This window comes from Streptomyces sp. CB02414 (genome assembly GCF_001905385.1).
Taxonomy (GTDB): Bacteria; Actinomycetota; Actinomycetes; order Streptomycetales; family Streptomycetaceae; genus Streptomyces.
In genome coordinates this window covers 126,998-147,405 of sequence record NZ_LIPF01000003.1, presented here as the reverse complement: position 1 = coordinate 147,405, position 20,408 = coordinate 126,998, and the positions used below count along the sequence as shown (strand labels likewise).

The window sequence follows — 20,408 nt, the reverse complement described above, 5'->3', positions numbered from 1 at the left end:
AAAGGGGCTCATTAGGCTCGGGTCATGCCCCCTGCACCGCTTCCCGGCCCGCAGCCGCCCCACCAGGGGACCTCGGCCGAGCTCCTGGCGCGGGTGCCGAAGCTGCTGGACGCGATGCGTTCCGTCGGCAGCGGACTGGAACTGCACTCCACGCTGAACCGGATCTGCGAGACGGCGGCCGACCTGGCGAGCGCCCGCTACGCGGCCATCGGCGTCGTCGACGAGGACGGTGACGGCCTCGCCGAGTTCGTGCACCACGGCGTCGACGAGGCGACCGCCCGGCGGATCGGCCACCTGCCCGACGGGCACAAGGGTCTGCTCGGCGCCCTCATTCGCGACCCGGGCCCGGTCCGGCTCACGGACCTGACCGAGGACCCGCGCTCCTGCGGTTTCCCCGAGCACCACCCGCCGATGCGCAGCTTCCTCGGCGTCCCCATCCGTGTACACGGCGAGAACTTCGGCAACCTCTACCTGAGCGACAAGCCGGCCGGGGAGCCGTTCAACGACTACGACCTCGCGATGGTCCGGGTCCTGGCCACCGAGGCCGGTATCGCGATCGGCAACGCGCGACTGTACGAAGCCGCCCAGCAGCGGGAGCGCTGGATCGACGGGTCGGTCGCCGTGACCACCGCGCTGCTCTCCGGCGGTGACATGGACGAGGCCCTCCAGGTCGTCGCCGAACACGCCCGCCGGCTCTCCGGAGCGCGGGCGGGAATCGTGCTGCTGCCGGCCGACGGGGGCGGCCTGGAGATCGTGGCCGTCGCCGCGCAGCACGCCACGAAGGCCCTCGGCACGGTCATCCCGCCGGACAACGGCGTCGTCGCCGAACTGCTGGCCGGGCGACCGCTGTTCGTGGACGATGCCGCCACCGACCCACGAACGGCGGCGGGGCCCGTGCGTGGCTACGGACCGATCATGCTGCTGCCCCTGTGCAGGGACGGGCGGGTCCTCGGTGGTCTCGTCATGCCCCGCGCCCGAGGGGAGCGTCCGTTCACGCGGACGGAGCGCGCACTCGGCGACCGGTTCGCCTCGCAGGCCGCGCTGGCCCTGACGATGGCCGACGCCCAGCGCGACCGGGAACGGCTCGCCGTCTACGAGGACCGCGACCGCATCGCGCGCGATCTGCACGACCTCGTGATCCAGCGGCTGTTCGCCACGGGAATGATGCTGGAGAGCGCACAGCGCAGGGTGCTCGCGCCCGAGGTGCGTGACGGGGTGGGCGGGGCCGTCGACGAACTCGACGTCACCATCCAGGAGATCCGCTCCGCCATCTTCGCGCTGCGGCAGCCCGCCGAGGCACTCGAGGGGCTGCGCACACGCGTGCTGCGCGAGGTCGCCATGGCCGCCGTGCCGCTCGGTTTCTCGCCCTCCCACCGCTTCGTCGGCCCGGTCGACACCGCCGTCGGTGACCTGACCGGCAAGAACCTCATCGCCGCGCTGCGCGAGACCCTGTCCAACGCCTTCCGGCACGCCGGTGCCACCCGGATCGAGGTGGTCGTCGATGCCACGGTGACGCTCCCGGACGGCCGGCCGGGGGTGCGGCTGACCGTCGCGGACGACGGTGTCGGCATCCCCGAGGGCGGACGGCGCAGTGGGCTGCGCAATCTCGAGCGGCGCGCCGAGACCATCGGGGGCACCAGCCGGACCGGGCCGGGCATCGGGAGGGACGGCAGCGGCACGACGGTGCAGTGGGAGGCCCCGTACTGAGCACCGTTGCCGCCGCGTTGCCCCATGTGCAGCAGCGGTACTGCGCCGTGTGCAGCAACGGGTCCCCCACTCGTACGAGCTGAAGGAGACCCCAGGCCTGTGCTCGGTCCACGATCGCTGACATGCGCTCACCTCGCCGTCACCCGCTGCTGGTTCCGGTGCTGCTGTGCGCGCTCGCCGTGCTCGCCGCCCGTCCCACGGACGCCGGGGACGAGGACGGCGCCTCCGCCACCGGCGCACAGGTGGCGCGACTGTACGCGGACGCGGCCGAGGCCACCCGGCAGTACGAGGACGGGCGGCGCGAGGCCGAGGCACAGCGGTCGAAGGCCCTGGAGTACGAGAAGCGTCTCGACCGGCAGCGGCGGAAGATCGACGGCATGCACGAGGACCTGGGCCGTATCGCCCGCGCGCAGTATCGCGGCAGCGGAGGGTTGCCGCTCACCGCGCAGATGCTGCTGGCCGACGACCCCGACGGGCTGATGCGCGGTCAGCACGCCCTTGCCCGGGCCGACGTGGCCGTCAACAACGCCATCGGCCGGAGCCTGCGGGCCGAGGCCCGGCTCGCCGCCGACGAGGCGAAAGCCCAGGCCGCCTGGCGGGCGCTTGAGGAGCGCAACGCGGATCTGGCCGAGCTGAAGCAGGAGATCGAGGGGAAGCTGGAGGCGGCCCGGGCGCGCCTGGAGGGGGAGGCGGACGCCTCGGTCACGGCCGGTTCGTGCCCGGGCGCGGTCCGCCTCGACCAGCCCGACGAGGACGTGGGCCGCTCCTGGGTCGCACCGGTGCAGACGTATGCGCTGTCGGCGTCCTTCGGCAGCGGCGGGGCACGCTGGGCGAACCGGCACACCGGTCAGGACTTCGCGGTGCCGGTCGGGACACCGGTGCGGTCGGTCGGCGCGGGCCGGGTGGTGAAGGTGTCCTGCGGCGGGGCCTTCGGCATGCAGGTCGTGGTCCAGCACGCCGGCGGCTACTACACGCAGTACGCCCATCTCGCCACGGTCGCCGTCGACCAGGGCGAGAGGGTCCGGCCCGGCCAGTGGGTCGGGCAGTCGGGCAGTACCGGCAACTCCACCGGCCCGCATCTGCACTTCGAGGTGCGGGTGACACCCGAGATGGGGTCGGCCCTGGACCCGGTGCCGTGGCTGTCGGAGCGCGGGGTCTCGCTCTGACGGGCCGGGGAGCGCCGCCGGGCGAACGCTAGGGCAGCTCCGCCAGGATCCGTTCGATGACCACGGCCACCCCGTCCTCGTTGTTGGCGACCGTCCGCCCCGACGCGGCGGCGACCACGTCCGGATGCGCGTTGCCCATGGCGTACGACCGTCCCGCCCAGGTGAGCATCTCCACGTCGTTCGGCATGTCGCCGAAGGCGACGACCTCCTCGTGCGAGATGCCGCGCTCGGCGCAGCACAGGGCGAGTGTGCTGGCCTTGGAGACGTCCGGGCCGCTGATCTCCAGCAGGGCGCTGGGGCTGGACCGGGTGACGTTGGCGCGGTCGCCGATGGCGAGGCGGGCCAGTGCGAGGAAGCCGTCGGGGTCCAGCTCGGGGTGGAAGGCCAGGATCTTGAGGACCGGCTCCTCGGCGGCGCGACCGCCCGGCGCCAAGATCTCCTCGGCGGGCAGGAGGTCGTCGGGAACCTCCATGTGCAGCTTCGGGTACGCCGGCTCCTGGTGGAACCCGTACGTCTGCTCGACCGCGTACACCGTTCCGGGCGCCGCCTCGCGCAGCAGCCGTACGGCGTCCAGCGCGTTGTCCCGGGCCAGCTCCCGGACCTTCACGAACCGGTGTGTGCCGGGGCCGCCGTGGAGGTCGACCACGGCGGCGCCGTTGCCGCAGATGGCGAGGCCGTGTCCGTGGACGTGGGCGCTGACGACGTCCATCCAGCGGGCGGGGCGGCCGGTGACGAAGAAGACCTCGATGCCCGCCTTCTCGGCGGCGGCCAGCGCGGCGACCGTGCGCGGGGAAACCGACTTGTCGTCCCGCAGCAGGGTGCCGTCGAGGTCGGTGGCGATGAGCCGCGGGCGGAGTACCGCGGCCGGGGGCTCGGGCTGTCGGGTCGCTGAGGTCACCCGGTCATTGTCCCGCATATGCCTGCACGCCCGTGCGCGACTCTGCACATATGTGAGCTACGGCTCTCATGCCCGCAGCTGCGCCGGGGCCTCCATGGCGATCCGCTCGAAGACCTTCTCGTCCGCCGTGAAGTCCGAGTCCGGGATCGGCCAGTGGACGACGAGTTCGGTGAAGCCCAGGTCACGGTGGCGGCCGGCGAAGTCGACGAAGGCGTCCACGGACTCCAGCGGCCGGCTGCGGTCCGGCGTGAAGCCTGTGAGCAGGACCTTGTCGAGCTCGACCACCTCCCGGCCGATGGCGGAGCAGGCGTCGGCGAGTTTGTCGGCCTGCGCCCGCAGGGCCCGGTCGGACTGCTCGGGGGTGCCGTGCTCGAAGAGCTTCGGGTCACCGGTGGTCACCCAGGCCTGCCCGTACTGCGCGGCGAGTCGCAGACCGCGCGGCCCGGTCGCGGCCACCGCGAACGGCAGCCGGGGCCGCTGCACACACCCCGGGATGTTGCGGGCCTCGTGGGCCGAGTAGAAATCGCCCTCGTAGGACACCGCGTCCTCGGTCAGCAGCCGGTCCAGCAGCGGGAGGAACTCGTTGAACCGGTCGGCGCGCTCACGCGGTGTCCACGGCTCCTGGCCGAGGGCGGTGGCGTCGAAGCCGGTGCCGCCGGCTCCTATGCCGAGCGTGACCCGGCCGCCGGAGATGTCGTCGAGGGAGATCAGCTCCTTGGCGAGCGTCACCGGGTGCCGGAAGTTCGGCGAGGTCACCAGGGTGCCCAGGCGCAGCCGCTCGGTGACGGCCGCGGCGGCGGTGAGTGTGGGAACGGCGCCGAACCACGGGCCGTCCCGGAAGCTCCTCCAGGACAGATGATCGTAGGTGTACGCGGTATGGAAACCGAGCTGCTCGGCGCGCGTCCAGGCCGAACGGCCGCCCTCGTGCCAGCGGCGGTACGGAAGGATCACGGTGCTCAAGCGAAGACTCATGCTTCCGAGCCTAAGCGGCTGACCCGGGTTTCACGTGAAACGTGCACGGGCGTCACCGCACACGGCTGCTCAACCACGGGGTGAGGAGGACCATCGGTACAAATTCCTTGTGCACGCGATCGCCGGGCAGCGGCACGATCAGGCGGTAGCCGGGCGGGAAGCGGCGGCCCTTGACGTGGGCGAGACCGCCGAAGACGGAGCGCAGGAAAGCGGGGACGTCGTCGCGCGGGACGTCCGGGCACTCGACTCCCTCGATGTCGATCAGGGCGTCGCCCTCGTGGAAGAGCCGGACACTCACCCGGGGCACCCCGCCGAACTCGACGAAGGCCTCGTGGGGGAGGGAGCCGTCGGCGTCGATGACCACGCCCACGCCCGCGGCGCTGTGGCGGGAGGTCTGGTCGGCGCCGATGTCGTCGCTGACCTCGATCTCCAGCGCGTACTCCTCGGCGATGGCGCGCAGGGCGGTGACGGCGGCCTGGGTGGTGGGCAGCTGCTCCATGTCACCGATCATGCGGGATCAGTCCCGGGAGGGAAAACGCAGATACCGCAGCGGTACCGCTTTCGTCAGCCAGACGCCGTTGGCGCTGACACGGAAGACATGCCCCTCGCGATGCATGGCGGCGGCGTCCACCGAGAGCACGACCGCCCGGCCGCGGCGGGCGCCGACCCGGGTCGCCGTCTCACGGTCGGGCGAGAGATGCACATCGTGCCGGTTCATCGGCCGCAGCCCCTCGGCGCGGATGGCGTCCAGGTGCCGGGCGACGGTCCCGTGATGGAGGTACGGCGGCGGGGTCGCCGGGGGCAGTCCCAGGTCCACATCGACGCTGTGCCCCTGGCTGGCGCGGATACGGGTGCCCTCGACGGCGAAGCGCCGTTTGTCATTGCCCGCGACGACGTGGTCGAGCTCGTCCCGCGTGAAGTGGAAACCGTGCGCGACCGCCGCAGCGATGAGCGTGTCGATCTCGACCCAGCCGGCCTCGTCGAGTGTGAGCCCCAGCCTCTCCGGCTGGTGGCGAAGGTGCTTCGACAGGAACTTGGATACTCGCACAGCGCGTCTGTCGTCCATGGGTTCTCGTGGCATGTCTCGTGGCATGCGATCAGCCTGCCGAGAGAGACGCGCGTCACGCGATTGATTTTGTCCTGGAGGTTTGATCCACAGTCAAGTGCGGTTATCCACAGGTCTTTTGGTTCTCCTGTGGAAACTAGAGCGGCGGCTTCACCCGAGCCAGCCTCCTCAACACCCCGGGAAAGGTATGGGACATGAGGTGGACCATCCGCGCCTCCGGCGTCACCGGAACCACGGCCCTGTTGTTCGCCACCGCCTCAAGGACGGCGTCGGCGACCTTCTCCGGCGGGTAGCTGCGCAGTCCGTACAGCCGGGCCGCGCGCTGCTGCCGCCGTTTCTCCTCCTCGGCGTCGACGCCCGCGAAGTGCGCCGTCGACGTGATGCCGGTGTTGACGAGGCCGGGGCAGATCGCCGTGACGCCGATATCCTGCCCGGCCAGCTCGGCGCGCAGGCACTCGCTCAGCATCAGCACGGCCGCCTTGGACGTGCTGTAGGCGGGCAGCGCCCGGGAGGGCTGTAAGGCCGCCGCCGACGCGATGTTGACGATGTGGCCGCCCTGCCCGCGTGCGGCCATCCGCCCGCCGAACAGGCGGCAGCCGTGGATCACGCCCCACAGATTGACGTCGAGGACCTTCTTCCAGTCCTGCGGGGTGGTGTCGAAGAAGGAGCCCGACAGACCGATCCCGGCGTTGTTCACCAGGACGTCCACCACGCCGTACTCGGCGGTGACCTCGGCCGCCAGTTTCTCCATGGCCTGCTCGTCGGAGACGTCGGCCGTCTCCGCCCAGGCAGCCGTCGCACCGGTCAGCCGGGCCAGCTCCGCGGTGCGGACGGCTGCCTCGGCGTCCCGGTCGACGGCCACCACGCGTGCGCCGGCCTCGGCGAAGGCCAGCGCCGTCGCCCGCCCGATGCCGCCGCCCGCACCCGTGACCAGTACCAGCTGCCCGGCGAAACGGTCGGCATGCCGGCCGCTCGCCGCAGCCCCGGGCCCGCCGCCCTCGACAGCGGTGACGAACTCCGTGATCCAGTCCGCCAGCCTGTCCGGCCGGGTCCGCGGCACCCAGTGCTTGGCGGGCAGTGTGCGGCGGGTCAGCCGCGGCACCCACAGCTCCAGCTCGTCGTAGAGCCGCTCGGAGAGGAAGGCGTCCCCCAGCGGCGTGACGAGCTGAACGGGGGCGTGTGCGTGCGCGTCGCCGCGCGGACGGCGCAGCCGGGGCCGGACGTTGTCCCGGTACAGCCACGCCCCGTGTGCCGCGTCCGTCGGGAGCGAGGCGGTCGGGTAGTCGCCGCCGGGCAGCTTCTCGGCCCGCCGCAGGATGCCCGGCCAGTGCCTGCCGAGCGGGCCGCGCCAGGCCAGTTCGGGCAGCACCGGTGTGTGCAGCAGGTACACGTACCAGGACTTGGCGCCCTGGCCGAGGAGCTGGCCGACCCGGCGCGGAGTGGGGCGCCTGAGGCGCTTGTTGATCCAGTGCCCGAAATGGTCCAGCGACGGCCCGGACATCGACGTGAAGGACGCGATGCGGCCCCTGGTCCGCTCGACGGTGACGAACTCCCACGACTGCACCGAGCCCCAGTCGTGACCCACCAGGTGCACGGGCCGGTCCGGGCTGACGGCGGCCGCGACGGCCAGGAAGTCGTCCGTCAGCTTCTCCAGCGTGAACCCGCCGCGCAGCACGTTCGGTGCGGTGGACCGGCCGTGGCCCCGCACGTCGTAGAGGACCACGTGGAAGCGGTCGGCGAGGCGGGCGGCCACCGCGGACCAGACCTCCTTGCTGTCCGGGTAGCCGTGCACCAGTACGACCGTGGGGCGGACCGGGTCGCCCAGTTCGGCCACGCACAGTTCGACCTCGCCCGAGCGCACCCAGCGTTCCCGCGCACCGTCCAGCACCGTCGACTCCCCTCCGCCCAGCGACGCCGCCGAATCTCCCAGTTGTTAGACCCGGCGTCAATAGAGCGCGGGGCACGGCCCCCGCGCCCTCGCGCCGTAGCTCTCAGGCACGGCATCCCCTACGGGCCCGTACTACTCGAGACTGACGCGAAGACGGCTCTCCGGTCTGACGACCTCAGTGGCGCCCGTCACTACTGTCATGGATGTGACTGTGATCGCGACCGAAAGCCTGAGCAAGCGGTTCCCCCGGGTGACCGCTCTCGACCGGCTCTCCGTGGACGTCGGACCCGGTGTGACCGGACTCGTCGGTGCCAACGGCGCCGGCAAGTCCACCCTGATCAAGATCCTGCTGGGTCTGTCTCCCGCCACCGAGGGCCGGGCCGAAGTGCTCGGACTCGATGTCGCCACCAAGGGCGCCGACATCCGCGAGCGGGTCGGCTACATGCCGGAACACGACTGCCTGCCACCCGACGTCTCGGCCACCGAGTTCGTCGTCCACATGGCACGCATGTCCGGCCTGCCGCCCACCGCCGCCCGCGAACGCACGGCCGACACCCTGCGCCACGTCGGCCTGTACGAGGAGCGGTACCGGCCCATCGGCGGCTATTCCACCGGCATGAAACAGCGCGTGAAACTCGCGCAGGCCCTGGTCCACGACCCCCAGCTGGTCTTCCTCGACGAGCCGACCAACGGCCTCGACCCGGTCGGCCGCGACGAGATGCTCGGCCTCATCCGCCGCATCCACACCGACTTCGGCATCTCCGTCCTGGTCACCTCCCACCTGCTGGGCGAACTGGAACGCACCTGCGACCACGTCGTCGTCGTCGACGGCGGGAAGCTGCTGCGCTCCAGCTCCACCACGGACTTCACCCAGACCACGACGACCCTCGCGATCGAGGTCACCGACACCGACGAACACCCCGACGGCACCCGCGCGGTCCGCGACGCGCTCCACGCGCGCGGGGTGAGCGTCCAGGACGGCAGCGGCCTGCCCGGCGCCGGCCACGTCCTGCTGCTCACCGCGGCGGGCGAGGACACCTACGACCTGGTCCGGGACGTCATCGCCGACCTGGGCCTCGGCCTGGTGCGCATGGAGCAGCGCCGGCACCACATCTCGGAGGTCTTCAAGGACAGCGACGCAGAACGGAAGGAGGCGGTCGGCCATGGCAACTGAGCAGCCCGTAGCCACTGCGGCGGGTGACCAGACCCGCATCCACAACATCGGCTACCGCAACTACGACGGCCCCCGCCTCGGCCGCGCCTACGCCCGCCGCTCGCTGTACTCGCAGTCCCTGCGCGGTGCCTACGGCCTCGGCCGCTCGGTCAAGTCCAAGGTCCTTCCGATGCTGCTGTTCGTGGTGATGTGCCTGCCCGCGGCCATCATGGTCGCCGTGGCCGTCGCCACCAAGGCGAACGAACTGCCACTGGACTACACGCGCTACGCCATCGTCCTCCAGGCCGTCATCAGCCTCTACGTCGCCTCGCAGGCCCCCCAGTCCGTCTCCCGCGACCTGCGCTTCAAGACCGTGCCGCTGTACTTCTCGCGGCCCATCGAGACCGCCGACTACGTCCGCGCCAAGTACGCGTCGCTGGCGTCGGCCCTGTTCATCCTCACCGCCGCACCCCTCGTGGTGCTCTACGTGGGCGCGCTGCTCGCCGAACTCGACTTCGCGGACCAGACCAAGGGATTCGCACAGGGACTCGTCTCCGTGGCACTGCTCTCGCTCCTCTTCGCCGGCCTCGGCCTGGTCGTCGCGTCGGTCACCCCGCGCCGCGGCTTCGGCATCGCGGCCGTCATCGCCGTCCTGACCATCACCTACGGCGCGGTCTCCACGCTCCAGGCCATCGCGGACGTCCAGGGCAGCACCGGTGCCGTCGCCTGGATCGGCCTCTTCTCGCCGATCACCCTCATCGACGGTGTGCAGTCCGCCTTCCTGGGCGCCACCTCCGCCTTCCCCGGCGGGATCGGACCGAGCAACGCCGAGGGCGCGGTCTACGTCCTCGTCACCCTCGGCCTGATCACCGGCGCCTATGGCCTGCTGCTGCGCCGCTACAAGAAGGTGGGACTGTGAGCACCCTCAGCATCGACCACGTCTCCCGCTGGTTCGGCAACGTGGTCGCCGTCAACGACGTCACCATGACGATCGGCCCCGGCGTCACCGGCCTGCTCGGCCCCAACGGCGCGGGCAAGTCCACCCTGATCAACATGATGGGCGGCTTCCTGGCCCCCTCCACCGGCAGCGTCACCCTCGACGGACAGCCGGTCTGGCGCAACGAGGCCATCTACCAGCACATCGGCATCGTCCCCGAGCGGGAGGCGATGTACGACTTCCTGACCGGCCGCGAGTTCGTCCTCGCCAACGCCGAACTGCACGGGCTGGGCGCCAAGGCGGCCCAGGAAGCGCTCGCCACCGTGCAGATGGAGTACGCGCAGGACCGGAAGATCGCCACGTACTCCAAGGGCATGCGGCAGCGCGTCAAGATGGCCAGCGCCCTCGTGCACAACCCCTCCCTGCTCCTGCTCGACGAGCCGTTCAACGGCATGGACCCCCGACAGCGCATGCAGCTGATGGACCTGCTGCGGCGCATGGGCGACGAGGGCCGCACGGTGCTGTTCTCCTCGCACATCCTCGAAGAGGTCGAACAGCTGGCCTGGCACATCGAGGTGATCGTCGCCGGCCGGCACGCGGCCAGCGGTGACTTCCGCAAGATCCGTCGCCTGATGACCGACCGGCCGCACCGGTACCTGGTGCGTTCCAGCGACGACCGGGCGCTCGCCGCGGCGCTGATCGCCGACCCGTCGACGTCCGGCATCGAGGTCGACCTCGCCGAGGGTGCCCTGCGCATCCAGGCCGTCGACTTCGGCCGGTTCACGGCCCTGCTGCCCAAGGTCGCGCGCGACCACGGCATCCGGTTGCTCACGGTCTCGCCGTCCGACGAGTCCCTCGAGTCCGTCTTCTCGTATCTCGTCGCGGCGTAGGAGGCCGAAGAATGTACGACCCCACAGTCGCCCGGCTCACCTACCGGGCCCTGCTCGGCCGGCGCCGGGCCCTCATCCTCGGCGCGCTGCCCCTGCTGCTGCTCGTCATCGCCGTGGCGGTGCGCGCCCTCGCGGGAGCCGACGACCAGACCGCGGCCGACGTCCTGGGCGGGTTCGCGCTCGCCACCATGGTGCCGATCATCGGCGTCATCGCCGGCACCGGCGCCATCGGGCCGGAGATCGACGACGGCTCGGTGGTGTACCTGCTGTCCAAGCCGATCAAGCGGCCGACGATCATCTTCACCAAGCTGATCGTCGCCATCGCCGTGACGATGGTCTTCTCCGCCGTGCCCACACTCCTCGCCGGCCTGATCCTCAACGGCAACGGCCAGCAGGTCGCCGTCGCCTACACGATCGCCGCGCTGGTCGCCTCCATCGCCTACGCGGCGCTGTTCCTGCTGCTGGGCACGGTGTCCCGGCACGCGGTGGTCTTCGGGCTCGTCTACGCCCTCGTCTGGGAGGCCCTGTTCGGCTCCCTGGTCCCTGGGGCCCGCACGCTGAGCGTCCAGCAGTGGTCGCTGGCGGTGGCGCAGAAGGTGGCCGACGGGAACCTGGTCACCTCCGACGTCGGCCTGCCGACGGCGACGGTGCTGCTGGCCGCGGTGACCGTGCTCGCCACCTGGTATGCCGGGCAGAAGCTGCGGTCGCTGACGCTCGCCGGGGAGGAGTGACGGGCCACGGGCCATGGCCTGACGGCACCTTCACCTCGGCCCGGGCACACTGGGCCGAGACAGGCGAGGCAGAGCCGGACAGAACGCGGGAGAACACGAGGACGCAGGGCGGGGAGGACCTCAATGGCGGACCAGACACCTCAGCGCGACGCTCACGATGGTGACGACCCCTGGGACGGCCTCGTCCTGGACGAGGAGTTCATACGCGACGCCGGGACCTCCGAGCCGTCGGCCCGTGCCCGGATGCTCACCGCCCGCTGGCGCCGGGAGCAGCCGGAACCGCAGCCGTGGCGCTCCGACGAGCCGCCCGCCGGGTGGTTCTTCAGCAAGGGCCGACGCCGCAGGTGGCGCCGACGGTAACGCGCCCTACGTCCGCTTTTAATCGGTGGCGCCCGGCTTTCCGGACCGGCACTGTGGTGGATGCACGAGGCCGGACGGCACCGGCGCATCGGGCGGCCGCTTCGAGCACGCCGGCCGTCTCTCGCGAGGCGCCCGGCGTGGGCCTACCCGACGGGGACGCCGGTGCCGTCCGGGCCGTGCCCGGGGCCCGGCGCAGGGCCGACCGACCGGCGCCCGGGACGTCGGCGTCAGGCCGGCGGTCTCAACTCGCCAGCCGCTCCAGGACCACCGCGATGCCGTCGTCGTCGTTGGAGGACGTCACCTCGTCGGCCACCGCCTTCAGCTCCTCGTGGGCATTGGCCATCGCCACGCCCCGGGCGGCCCAGCCGAACATCGGGACGTCGTTGGGCATGTCGCCGAAGGCGATCGTGTCCGAGGCCTTCAGGCCGAGCCGCCGGGCCGCCAGCGACAGCCCGGTGGCCTTGGTCAGCCCCAGGGGCAGCAGCTCGACGATGCCCGCACCGGCCATGGTCACCGTGACGAAGCCGCCCGCGGTGCGCCGGGCCGCCTCGGCCAGCTCGTCGTCCGACAGGGTCGGATGCTGGATGTAGATCTTGTTCAGCGGCGCCGACCAGAGGTCCGACGCGTCGGTGAACGGCACCGCGGGCAGGTTGCCCCCGACCGAGTAGCCCGGGCCGACCAAGACGTCGCCGTCCAGGCCGTCACGGCTCGCCGCGAGATACAGCGGGCCGGTCTCCGCCTCGATCTTGGCCAGTGCCACCCCGGCCAGCTGGCGGTCCAGCGTGACCGAGGTCAGCAGCCGGTGCTCGCCGGCGTGGTAGACCTGCGCGCCCTGACCGCAGACGGCCAGACCGTGGTAGCCGAGGTCGTCGAGGATGTGCCGGGTCCACGGCACCGCGCGGCCGGTGACCACGATGTGGGCGGCGCCCGCCGCGGTGGCCGCGGCGAGCGCGTCCCGGGTCCGCCGCGAGATCGTGTCGTCCCCGCGCAGCAGCGTGCCGTCGAGATCGGTGGCGATCAGCCGGTACGGGAATCCATCCGGGGTGCCGGTGCCGGTGCCGGAAGCGGCCGAGGCGGAGTCGGTGTCACTCACTTGGCCACCGGTTCCAGGACCTCCCGGCCGCCCAGGTACGGGCGCAGCACCTCGGGTACGCGCACCGACCCGTCGGCCTGCTGGTGGTTCTCCAGGATCGCCACGATCGTGCGCGGAACCGCGCACAGCGTGCCGTTGAGCGTGGCCAGCGGGCGCACCTTCTTGTCCTCGCGGACCCGGATCGACAGCCGGCGGGACTGGAACTCGGTGCAGTCGGAGGTCGAGGTCAGCTCGCGGTACTTGCCCTGCGTCGGGATCCACGCCTCGCAGTCGTACTTGCGCGAGGCCGAGGAGCCCAGGTCGGCCGAGGCGACGTCGATGACCCGGAACGGCAGCTCCAGCGACGTCAGCCACTGCTTCTCCCACTCCAGCAGGCGCTGGTGCTCGGCCTGCGAGTCCTCGGGGAGGACGTAGGAGAACATCTCGACCTTGTCGAACTGGTGCACGCGGAAGATGCCCCGCGTGTCCTTGCCGTGTGAGCCCGCCTCGCGGCGGAAGCACGGCGAGAAGCCGGCGTAGCGCAGCGGCAGACGCTCGGCGTCGATGATCTCGTCCATGTGGTACGCCGCCAGCGGCACCTCGGACGTGCCCACCAGGTACAGGTCGTCCTTGTCGAGGTGGTAGACGTCCTGCGCGGCCTGGCCGAGGAAGCCGGTGCCGGCCATCGACTGCGGGCGGACCAGCGCCGGGGTGAGCATCGGCGTGAAGCCGGCCGCCGTGGCCTGGGCGATCGCCGCGTTGACCAGGGCCAGCTCCAGGAGGGCGCCGACACCGGTGAGGAAGTAGAAGCGCGATCCGGAGACCTTGGCGCCGCGCTCGACGTCGATGGCGCCAAGCAGCTGGCCCAGCTCCAGGTGGTCGCGCGGCTCGAAGCCCTCGGCCGCGAAGTCGCGGTGCGTGCCGTGCGTCTCCAGGGTGACGAAGTCCTCCTCGCCGCCGACGGGCACGTCGGGGTGGACGAGGTTGCCGAGCCGCTGGAGCAGCTCCTGGGTCTCGGCGTCGGCCTTGTCGCGCTCGGCGTCGGCGGCCTTGACGTCGGCGGCGAGCTGGCTCGCACGCTTCAGCAGCTCGGCCTTCTCGTCCCCGGTGGCCTTGCCGATGAGCTTGCCGAGGCCCTTCTGCTCGGCGCGCAGCTCGTCGAAGCGCACGCCGGACGACCTGCGCCGCTCGTCGGCAGACAGGAGGGAGTCGACGAGCGCGACGTCCTCTCCACGGGCGCGCTGGGACGCGCGCGCACGGTCGGGGTCCTCACGGAGCAGGCGAAGGTCAATCACGCGGTCAAGGCTACCGGTGTGCGGTGACGGGTCTCGACTCACTATTGCCGATCACGGGTCTCACGTTCCGTTATGTGGGCATTGCCCGTTGTGTACGTCTCGGGAGGCCCGTGATCCGGACTGTCAATAAAAGGTGTCTCATTCCCTGGAACGAGCCAGCGGGCGGGCGGTGAGTTGACCGGATTCCCGTGCGCAGGACGGGACTTGGGGGTTCGGGGTTCGTCGGAATCCACAGCCCGGAAAAGTTATCCACAGGCTGTGCGAAAGATCTGTGGACTCTTGGAATTGATCATTCCTGATTCCGGGAGAGGGTTGGTCCAAACCCTTCACGTGCCCACTTTCGAGTGAAAACGGGACACCCGGTGTCACTCCGGAGTATGGCGGGCAAGAAACAGGTGGACGAAGGGTGACCTGCGGCTCTGTGGATGAAGTAGGGGGCTGTAGGGGGATTTGTCGACTGAATGGCGGTTCGTTGTCGACTTGTCCCCAGGTCGAGAAGAGGACCTGTGGATAACTCCTGTGGACAACGAAGATCGGCAGATATGATCTACCGCTGGCCGATTCCAGCCGTCAGAAGCGGCCGTCCTGGCAGCGCGCCACCCAGTCCGCCGCCGCCACGAACTCCTCGTCCGAGGTGCCCGGCCGCAGCGCGTCCACGTCCGCCGGCGTGACTTCTGCGCGCGGGTAGGACCCGAGGTAGCGCACCTGGAGACAGGACCGCTTGAGGCCCATCAGGGCGTCGGCGACCCGACGGTCGGAGATGTGGCCCTCGGCGTCGATGCAGAAGCAGTAGTTGCCGATGCCGGCGCCGGTGGGCCGGGACTGGAGCAGCATCAGGTTGACGCCCCGGGTGGCGAACTCGCCCAGCAGGTCGCGCAGGCCGCCGGGGTGGTCGTCGCGCTGCCAGAGCACGACGGACGTCTTGTCCGCGCCGGTCGGTGCGGCGGGCCGGGCCGGACGGCCCACCAGCACGAAGCGGGTCTGGGCGTTCTCCGCGTCGTGGATGTCGGACTCCAGCACCTGAAGGCCGTATCGGCTCGCGGCGAACTCGCCGGCGAAGGCCGCGTCGTACCGGCCCTCCTGCACCAGGCGGGCGCCGTCCGCGTTGGAGGCGGCCGATTCCCAGGCGGCGTCCGGGAGATGGGCCTTGAGCCAGTTGCGGACCTGGGGCTGGGCCGCCGGGTGGGCGGTGACCGTCTTGATGTCGGAGAGCTTGGTGCCGGGGCGGACGAGCAGCGCGAAGGTGATGGAGAGCAGCACCTCGCGGTAGATCATCAGCGGCTGGCCGGCGACCAGCTCGTCGAGGGTGGTGGTGATGCCGCCCTCGACGGAGTTCTCGATCGGCACGAACGCGGCCTCGGCCTCGCCGGTGCGCACCGCGTCGAGTGCGGACTGCACGGACACGTACGGGACCAGTTCCCGGGTCGCCGTCTCCGGAAGTGTGCGCAGGGCGACTTCGGTGAAGGTGCCTTCGGGACCGAGATACGCGTAACTGGCTGGCATGTCCTCACCCTAATGGGCCCCGGCCGAGGCGGCCGACGCGTCCCGCGCACGCCCCTCACCGGGGTGAAGCGCGGCCGGTTTCACCCCTCCAGCAGCCGCTGACCCACGTACTCTCCCTCCGCGGCCCCGCCCGGCACCGCGAACAGGCCGCTCGCCTCGTGCCGGATGAACGGCGACAGGGCGTCCCCCCGGTCCAGCTTGCGCTGCACCGGCACGAAGCCGCGCAGCGGGTCGGCCTGCCAGCAGATGAAGAGCAGCCCGGCGTCCGGGACGCCGTCCGCGTCGAAGCCGTCGTGGTAGGAGAAGGGGCGCCGGACCATGGCCGCGCCGCCGTTCTGGTCGGGGCGGGTGATCCGGGCGTGGGCGTTGATCGGGACGACCAGCTTTCCCGACCCGTCCGTCTTCTCCAGGTCCATCTCGGTCGTCTCGGTGCCCCCGGACAGCGGTGCCCCGTCGGACTTTCGGCGCCCGATGACGTCCTCCTGGGCCTTGAGCGACAGCTTCTCCCAGTCGTCGAGGAGCATGCGGATGCGGCGTACGACCGCGTAGGAGCCGTTCGCCATCCATGCCGGTGCGTTCGTCCCGTCCTTGGCGGGGTTGTCGGGGACGAAGATCCGCTGGTCGAAGTCGGCGTCGGCCGGTTTGGGGTTGCGGGTGCCGTCGACCTGGCCCATGAGGTTGCGGGCCGTCATGGGGTGGGCGGTGGCGCCCGGTGAGCGGTTGAAGCCGTTCATCTGCCAGCGGACGCGGGCGGCCGATCCGGCGTCCTTCTGGATCGCGCGCAGGGCGTGGAAGGCGACCAGGGCGTCGTCGGCGCCGATCTGCACCCAGAGGTCGCCGTTGCTGCGGTTCTTGTCGAGGTGGTCGGAGGAGAAGTCGGGCAGCGGGTCGAGGGCGACCGGACGCTGCTCCTCCAGGCCGGTGCGCCCGAAGAAGCTGTGCCCGAACCCGAAGGTGACGGTCAGGGAGGAGGGTCCCGCGTCGCGGGCCACGTCCGTGTCCCGGGTCCCGGCCGGTTCTCCCGCCATCAGCCGCCGTGCGGTGTCCGACCAGCGGCGCAGCAGCGCGGCCGCCTCCTTGCGGCCGGCGCCCGCCGCCAGGTCGAAGGCGACGAGGTGGCCGCGGGCCTGCATCGGCGTGGTGATGCCGGGCTGATGTTTCACGTGAAACTTCACCTGCTCGCTGCCCACCGAGGCGAGCGGGGTGGCCGCGGAGGAGGGAGCGGAGGCGTAGCCGGCGGCGGCGCCCGCGGCGCCGAGTACGAGCCCGGTGGCACCGGCGGTGCCGAGCAGCCGCCGGCGTGAGATGCCCTCGTGGTCGTTCTGGGCGTCGGAGGGCCCGGATCCGCCGGGCATCCCGCGGTTCACCTCGGGGGAGCGGGTCTCCGGGTTGGACTGGTCAGCCATGGTGCGGTTCAGCCGATCTGCGCGTTCTTGGAGACGGTCACCTGGTCGATGTCGGAGGTCCGTACGGTCACGGCGACCTCCCAGTCGCCGGCCATCGGGATCTGTACTCCGCTCGCCGACCAGTGTCCGGTGGTGATGTGGTCGGGGACGACGGGCAGTGGCCCGATGTCCTTGGCCTCCTGGGTGAAGGCGACCTTCACCTCGGGGATGTCGACGGCGGTGCCGTCCGGGCGCTCGACGTAGAGGTGCAGGTCGTTGGCGCCGACGCGGGCGGGATCCAGCTCGACCCGTACGACGCCCTTGCCGTTCTGGCCGCCGGTGTCGAAGGGCATGTCCAGGGTCACCGCCCCGGAGGGGGCGGACGCGGCGGCGGAGGACGACGGGTTGGCGGCCTTGGCCTCCTCCTCGGTCCGGCCCGGCTCCGTCTGGGTCAGCACGGTGGTCACGGCGAGCAGGACGACGGCGACCCCCGCCTCGGCGAGCACGGAGCGCCGTAGGCCGAAGCGCTGGGGATCGGCGTCGCGTTGCCTCTTCTGCCGGGCGGCGTCCATGGCGGCGCGCTGCCGCGCGAGCTGGGCGGCTCGCCGGGAGTCACCGGATCCGGCGGTCGCGGCGGAAGCCTCAGCCGTGCCGGTTTCCTCAGCCGTGCCGGTTTCCTCGGCCGTGCCGGTTTCCTTGGCCTTGCCGACTGCCTCAGCCGTGGCGACTGCCTCAGCCGTGTCGGCTTTCTTCGCCGCGCTGGTTGCCTTCGCCGTGCCGGAGGCCTTGCCGGCGGCGGTCTTCTCCGGCGTGCTCGCTTCCTTCGCCGCCCCCGATTCCTCGGTGGTTCCCTCCCGCTGCCGGACCAGCGCCGGTCCGGTCTCCGCCAGCCGTGCCGTCCACCGCCGCGACAGGTAAGCGATGCCGACCAGTACGGCCACGAGCCCGATCTTGACGAGGAGCAGCTGCCCGTACCGGGTGTCGGTGAAGGCCGTCCAGGAGCCGAGCTGACGCCAGGACTGGTAGGTGCCGGTCGCCACCAGCGCGACCACGCTGCCGAATGCGACGCGGGAGAACCGGCGTACGGCGAGGGCGGGGACGGGTGTCTCGGCGGTCGTCCGGTAGAGGGCGACGAGCAGAGCGGTGAGGCCGCCGAGCCAGGCGGCGACGGCGAGCAGATGGACGACGTCGACGGGCATGGCGATGCCTGCCTGGAGGCCGACGGAGGCGTGCTCGGACATCGCCCACGTCGCCGCGAGGCCGGCCGCCACGACGGTCCCGCCGATCGCGAGCCCGAAGCTGAGGTCGCGCTTCTCCTCGTCCTCCCGTTTGTCGTAGGCGCCGAAGAGGACCGCGACGAACAGGGCGGCCGCCGCGAGCAGGAGCAGCCGGGAGACCAGCGCCGCACCGGACTTGGTCTGCAGTACCTCGCCGAGCAGGCTCAGGTCGAAGATGTCACCGAACTTCCCGGAGCTCGTGTAGGAGCCGCGCAGCAGGAGCAGCAGCAGGGTGGAGGCGGTGAGCGCGAGCCATCCGGAGACGACGAGCCGCTGCACGGGCCGTGCCCCGGAGCCGCGCGGCCAGCAGGCGAGGACGAAGGCGGCGCCGCCCACCAGGACGGTGAACCCGGCGTACGACACGTACCGCCCGAGTCCGTAGAGCCAGCCGACGACCCCGCCGCCCGCGTCGGTGGTGTAGACGGATACGGAGGTCTCGGAGGGGGCGCCGACGGAGAAGGTGTAGGCCCCGGCGACGGGATGGCTGTCGGCGGAGACGACCTGGTAGGTCACCGTGTACGTGCCGTCGGGCAGCCCGGCGTGCAGTTTCACGGTGTAGGTCGTGCCGCCGGTGCCGGAGGGCTTCCCCTCGTCGACGCGCTTGCCCTTGGGGTCCAGGACGCGCAGTGAGTCGGCGTCCATGGAGACCGACTCGGAGAAGGTGAGCGACATCTGGGCCGGAGCCTTGTCGACCACCGCCCCCTGCTGGGGATCGCTGCCGGTGAGCGCGGCGTGCGCGGAGGCCGGTCCGGCGGCGGCGAGCAGTGCGCAGGCCGCGGCCAGGAACAGCAGCACCAGGGTCCGGACGCGCGGGGCGATGGTCTGCGTCAAGGTGGTCCCTCCCTCAGTGTCCGGTGTGTTCGGATTGTCCGGTGTTGGGCCGGTAGGTGGCCGCCTTCACGGGGAGTTCGACCGTGACGGGGCCGGAGTGGGCGAAGTGCAGTTCGACGGAGACGGTCTCACCCTGTTCGAGCCGCTGCGTGAGCTTCTCGAACATCAGGTGGTTGCCGCCGCTTTCGAGTACGAGTTCGCCGTGGGCGGGGATCGGGAGGCGGTCGACCTCCTTCATCGCGCCGTCGACGGTTTCGTGCACGGTGACGTCACCGGCTTCGCTCGTCACGGAGGTCAGTTCGTCCTCGGCGTCGCCCTTGTTGGTGATCGTGAGGAATCCCGCCGCCATCGAGTCGGAGACCGGCTGCGGTATGTAGGCGGCGCCGACGGAGAGTTCGGCACCGGGGCCGGACGAGTCCGAGCCGGAAGCGCCGCAGCCCGCGAGGATCAGCGCGCCGCTCACCGCGACGGCGGCGAGGGCGGGGCGGCCGCGCAGGCCCTTCGGGGTCCTCGTGCGCCTCACGGGTTCTCCCCCTTGATGAGCTTGGGGAGGTCCGTGGTGTAGTCCTCGACGGTGGCGTCCTCGCCGTACAGCACGTAGCCGGCGTCGGACTTCGGCGAGAAGGCGACGACCTGGGTGCCGTGCGTCGAGACGATCTTGCCGTCCTTGTCCTTGGTCGGCGGGTCGATGGAGATGCCGAGGGTGCGGGCGCCGGCCTGGATGGTGTCGAAGTCGCCGGTGAGGCCGACGATCTGCGGGTCGATGCCCTTGAGCCACTTGCCGAGCGCGGCCGGGGTGTCGCGCTCCGGGTCGGTGGTGACGAACACGATCCGGAGCTTGTCCTGCTCGGCCTGGGACAGCTGCTTCTTGGCGACCGCGATGTTGTTCATGGTCAGCGGGCAGACGTCGGGGCAGTGGGTGTAGCCGAAGTAGATCAGGGTGGGCTTGCCGGCGGTCTGCTCGCGGAGGTCGTACTCCTTGCCCTGGGTGTCGGTGAGGACCAGGTCGGGCTTCTCGAAGGGCTTGTCGAGAACGGTGGCGGCCTGCTGACTGGTGTCCTCGGAGACCACGGTGACGGGCTTGTCGCTGTCGGCGCCGCTGCCGCACGCGGACAGGGTCAGGGATGCGGCGGCGAGCAGGGCGGCCGCGGCGAACGTCTTCTTGCGCATAGGAAAATGTCCCAGATGTGAGGTGCTCGGGTGCGCGCCGGGGTCCGTCGACCGACGGGGCCCCGGCGCGCACCGGACGAGATGATGTGCCGGCGTGGTCACGCCGG

19 protein-coding genes are annotated in these 20,408 nt (G+C 71.2%); 7 read left to right on the top strand and 12 right to left on the bottom strand.

Features of this window, described 5'->3' with window-relative positions:
• Positions 1-24 precede the first annotated feature (24 nt).
• Entirely contained in the window at positions 25-1,707 is a 1,683-nt protein-coding gene (locus AMK11_RS11675; RefSeq protein WP_073726009.1) for a GAF domain-containing sensor histidine kinase, read from the top strand.
• Positions 1,708-1,829: 122 nt separating this feature from the next.
• Complete coding sequence (locus AMK11_RS11670) at positions 1,830-2,873, top strand: M23 family metallopeptidase (protein ID WP_073726007.1); 1,044 nt, start codon at positions 1,830-1,832, stop codon at positions 2,871-2,873.
• Positions 2,874-2,901: 28 nt separating this feature from the next.
• Here AMK11_RS11670 and AMK11_RS11665 read toward each other — a convergent pair whose 3' ends face one another.
• From AMK11_RS11665 to AMK11_RS11645, 5 genes are all read right to left on the bottom strand, one after another.
• Positions 2,902-3,789, bottom strand: a complete 888-nt coding sequence (locus tag AMK11_RS11665) for an HAD family hydrolase (RefSeq protein ID WP_073726005.1) — start codon at positions 3,787-3,789, stop codon at positions 2,902-2,904.
• 48 nt (positions 3,790-3,837) lie between these two features.
• On the bottom strand, positions 3,838-4,743 hold the full coding sequence (locus AMK11_RS11660) for an LLM class flavin-dependent oxidoreductase (RefSeq protein ID WP_073726003.1): 906 nt from the start codon (positions 4,741-4,743) through the stop codon (positions 3,838-3,840).
• Positions 4,744-4,795: 52 nt separating this feature from the next.
• On the bottom strand, positions 4,796-5,254 hold the full coding sequence (locus tag AMK11_RS11655) for a hypothetical protein (protein WP_073726001.1): 459 nt from the start codon (positions 5,252-5,254) through the stop codon (positions 4,796-4,798).
• Positions 5,255-5,260: 6 nt separating this feature from the next.
• Positions 5,261-5,809 carry an RNA 2'-phosphotransferase gene (locus AMK11_RS11650; protein WP_079187391.1) on the bottom strand — a complete coding sequence of 183 codons (549 nt, stop codon included), beginning with the start codon at positions 5,807-5,809 and terminating at the stop codon, positions 5,261-5,263.
• 136 nt (positions 5,810-5,945) lie between these two features.
• On the bottom strand, positions 5,946-7,697 hold the full coding sequence (locus AMK11_RS11645; protein ID WP_198941342.1) for an SDR family oxidoreductase: 1,752 nt from the start codon (positions 7,695-7,697) through the stop codon (positions 5,946-5,948).
• Between the two features lie 211 nt (positions 7,698-7,908).
• On the opposite strand from AMK11_RS11645, the gene AMK11_RS11640 reads away from it, so the two are divergent.
• From AMK11_RS11640 to AMK11_RS11620, 5 genes are all read left to right on the top strand, one after another.
• Complete coding sequence (locus AMK11_RS11640; protein ID WP_073725995.1) at positions 7,909-8,871, top strand: ABC transporter ATP-binding protein; 963 nt, start codon at positions 7,909-7,911, stop codon at positions 8,869-8,871.
• Positions 8,861-9,769, top strand: coding sequence for a hypothetical protein (locus AMK11_RS11635; RefSeq protein ID WP_073725993.1), 909 nt, complete (start codon positions 8,861-8,863; stop codon positions 9,767-9,769). Before AMK11_RS11640 ends, AMK11_RS11635 begins: the two co-directional genes overlap by 11 nt.
• Entirely contained in the window at positions 9,766-10,677 is a 912-nt protein-coding gene (locus tag AMK11_RS11630; protein ID WP_073725991.1) for an ABC transporter ATP-binding protein, read from the top strand. The genes AMK11_RS11635 and AMK11_RS11630 overlap by 4 nt, the downstream gene beginning before the upstream one ends.
• Positions 10,678-10,688: 11 nt before the next feature.
• Positions 10,689-11,408: an ABC transporter permease subunit gene (locus AMK11_RS11625; protein WP_007388893.1), complete on the top strand. Its 720-nt coding sequence runs from the start codon at positions 10,689-10,691 to the stop codon at positions 11,406-11,408.
• Positions 11,409-11,531: 123 nt separating this feature from the next.
• On the top strand, positions 11,532-11,768 hold the full coding sequence (locus AMK11_RS11620; protein WP_073725989.1) for an SGM_3592 family protein: 237 nt from the start codon (positions 11,532-11,534) through the stop codon (positions 11,766-11,768).
• 241 nt (positions 11,769-12,009) lie between these two features.
• Here the strand turns inward: AMK11_RS11620 and AMK11_RS11615 are convergent, their stop codons facing one another.
• From AMK11_RS11615 to AMK11_RS11585, 7 genes are all read right to left on the bottom strand, one after another.
• Entirely contained in the window at positions 12,010-12,861 is an 852-nt protein-coding gene (locus tag AMK11_RS11615) for an HAD family hydrolase (RefSeq protein WP_073725987.1), read from the bottom strand.
• Complete coding sequence (serS, locus tag AMK11_RS11610; protein ID WP_073725985.1) at positions 12,858-14,135, bottom strand: serine--tRNA ligase; 1,278 nt, start codon at positions 14,133-14,135, stop codon at positions 12,858-12,860. The genes AMK11_RS11615 and serS overlap by 4 nt, the downstream gene beginning before the upstream one ends.
• A 570-nt stretch (positions 14,136-14,705) precedes the next feature.
• Positions 14,706-15,638: a prephenate dehydratase gene (gene pheA / locus AMK11_RS11605; protein ID WP_073725983.1), complete on the bottom strand. Its 933-nt coding sequence runs from the start codon at positions 15,636-15,638 to the stop codon at positions 14,706-14,708.
• 80 nt (positions 15,639-15,718) lie between these two features.
• A complete protein-coding gene (efeB, locus tag AMK11_RS11600) occupies positions 15,719-17,044 on the bottom strand; it encodes an iron uptake transporter deferrochelatase/peroxidase subunit (protein WP_073725981.1) in 1,326 nt (441 codons plus the stop codon).
• Between the two features lie 8 nt (positions 17,045-17,052).
• Positions 17,053-19,131 (bottom strand): copper resistance CopC/CopD family protein, encoded by a 2,079-nt coding sequence (locus AMK11_RS11595; protein ID WP_073725979.1) that lies wholly within the window; start codon positions 19,129-19,131, stop codon positions 17,053-17,055.
• 13 nt (positions 19,132-19,144) lie between these two features.
• Entirely contained in the window at positions 19,145-19,654 is a 510-nt protein-coding gene (locus AMK11_RS11590; RefSeq protein WP_073725977.1) for a copper chaperone PCu(A)C, read from the bottom strand.
• The gene (locus AMK11_RS11585) at positions 19,651-20,301 is read right to left on the bottom strand and encodes an SCO family protein (protein ID WP_073725975.1); all 651 of its coding nucleotides are present in this window, start codon (positions 20,299-20,301) and stop codon (positions 19,651-19,653) included. Before AMK11_RS11585 ends, AMK11_RS11590 begins: the two co-directional genes overlap by 4 nt.
• Between the last annotated feature and the right edge of the window lie 107 nt (positions 20,302-20,408).

What these genes read in the sequence shown, in the direction of transcription:
- AMK11_RS11675 (WP_073726009.1), top strand. Translation starts at nt 25, where the DNA reads ATGCCCCCTGCACCGCTTCCCGGCCCGCAGCCGCCCCACCAGGGGACC.
- AMK11_RS11670 (WP_073726007.1), top strand. Translation starts at nt 1,830, where the DNA reads ATGCGCTCACCTCGCCGTCACCCGCTGCTGGTTCCGGTGCTGCTGTGC.
- AMK11_RS11665 (WP_073726005.1), bottom strand. Translation starts at nt 3,789, where the DNA reads ATGCGGGACAATGACCGGGTGACCTCAGCGACCCGACAGCCCGAGCCC.
- AMK11_RS11660 (WP_073726003.1), bottom strand. Translation starts at nt 4,743, where the DNA reads ATGAGTCTTCGCTTGAGCACCGTGATCCTTCCGTACCGCCGCTGGCAC.
- AMK11_RS11655 (WP_073726001.1), bottom strand. Translation starts at nt 5,254, where the DNA reads ATGATCGGTGACATGGAGCAGCTGCCCACCACCCAGGCCGCCGTCACC.
- AMK11_RS11650 (WP_079187391.1), bottom strand. Translation starts at nt 5,809, where the DNA reads ATGGACGACAGACGCGCTGTGCGAGTATCCAAGTTCCTGTCGAAGCAC.
- AMK11_RS11635 (WP_073725993.1), top strand. Translation starts at nt 8,861, where the DNA reads ATGGCAACTGAGCAGCCCGTAGCCACTGCGGCGGGTGACCAGACCCGC.
- AMK11_RS11625 (WP_007388893.1), top strand. Translation starts at nt 10,689, where the DNA reads ATGTACGACCCCACAGTCGCCCGGCTCACCTACCGGGCCCTGCTCGGC.
- AMK11_RS11620 (WP_073725989.1), top strand. Translation starts at nt 11,532, where the DNA reads ATGGCGGACCAGACACCTCAGCGCGACGCTCACGATGGTGACGACCCC.
- pheA (WP_073725983.1), bottom strand. Translation starts at nt 15,638, where the DNA reads ATGCCAGCCAGTTACGCGTATCTCGGTCCCGAAGGCACCTTCACCGAA.
- efeB (WP_073725981.1), bottom strand. Translation starts at nt 17,044, where the DNA reads ATGGCTGACCAGTCCAACCCGGAGACCCGCTCCCCCGAGGTGAACCGC.
- AMK11_RS11585 (WP_073725975.1), bottom strand. Translation starts at nt 20,301, where the DNA reads ATGCGCAAGAAGACGTTCGCCGCGGCCGCCCTGCTCGCCGCCGCATCC.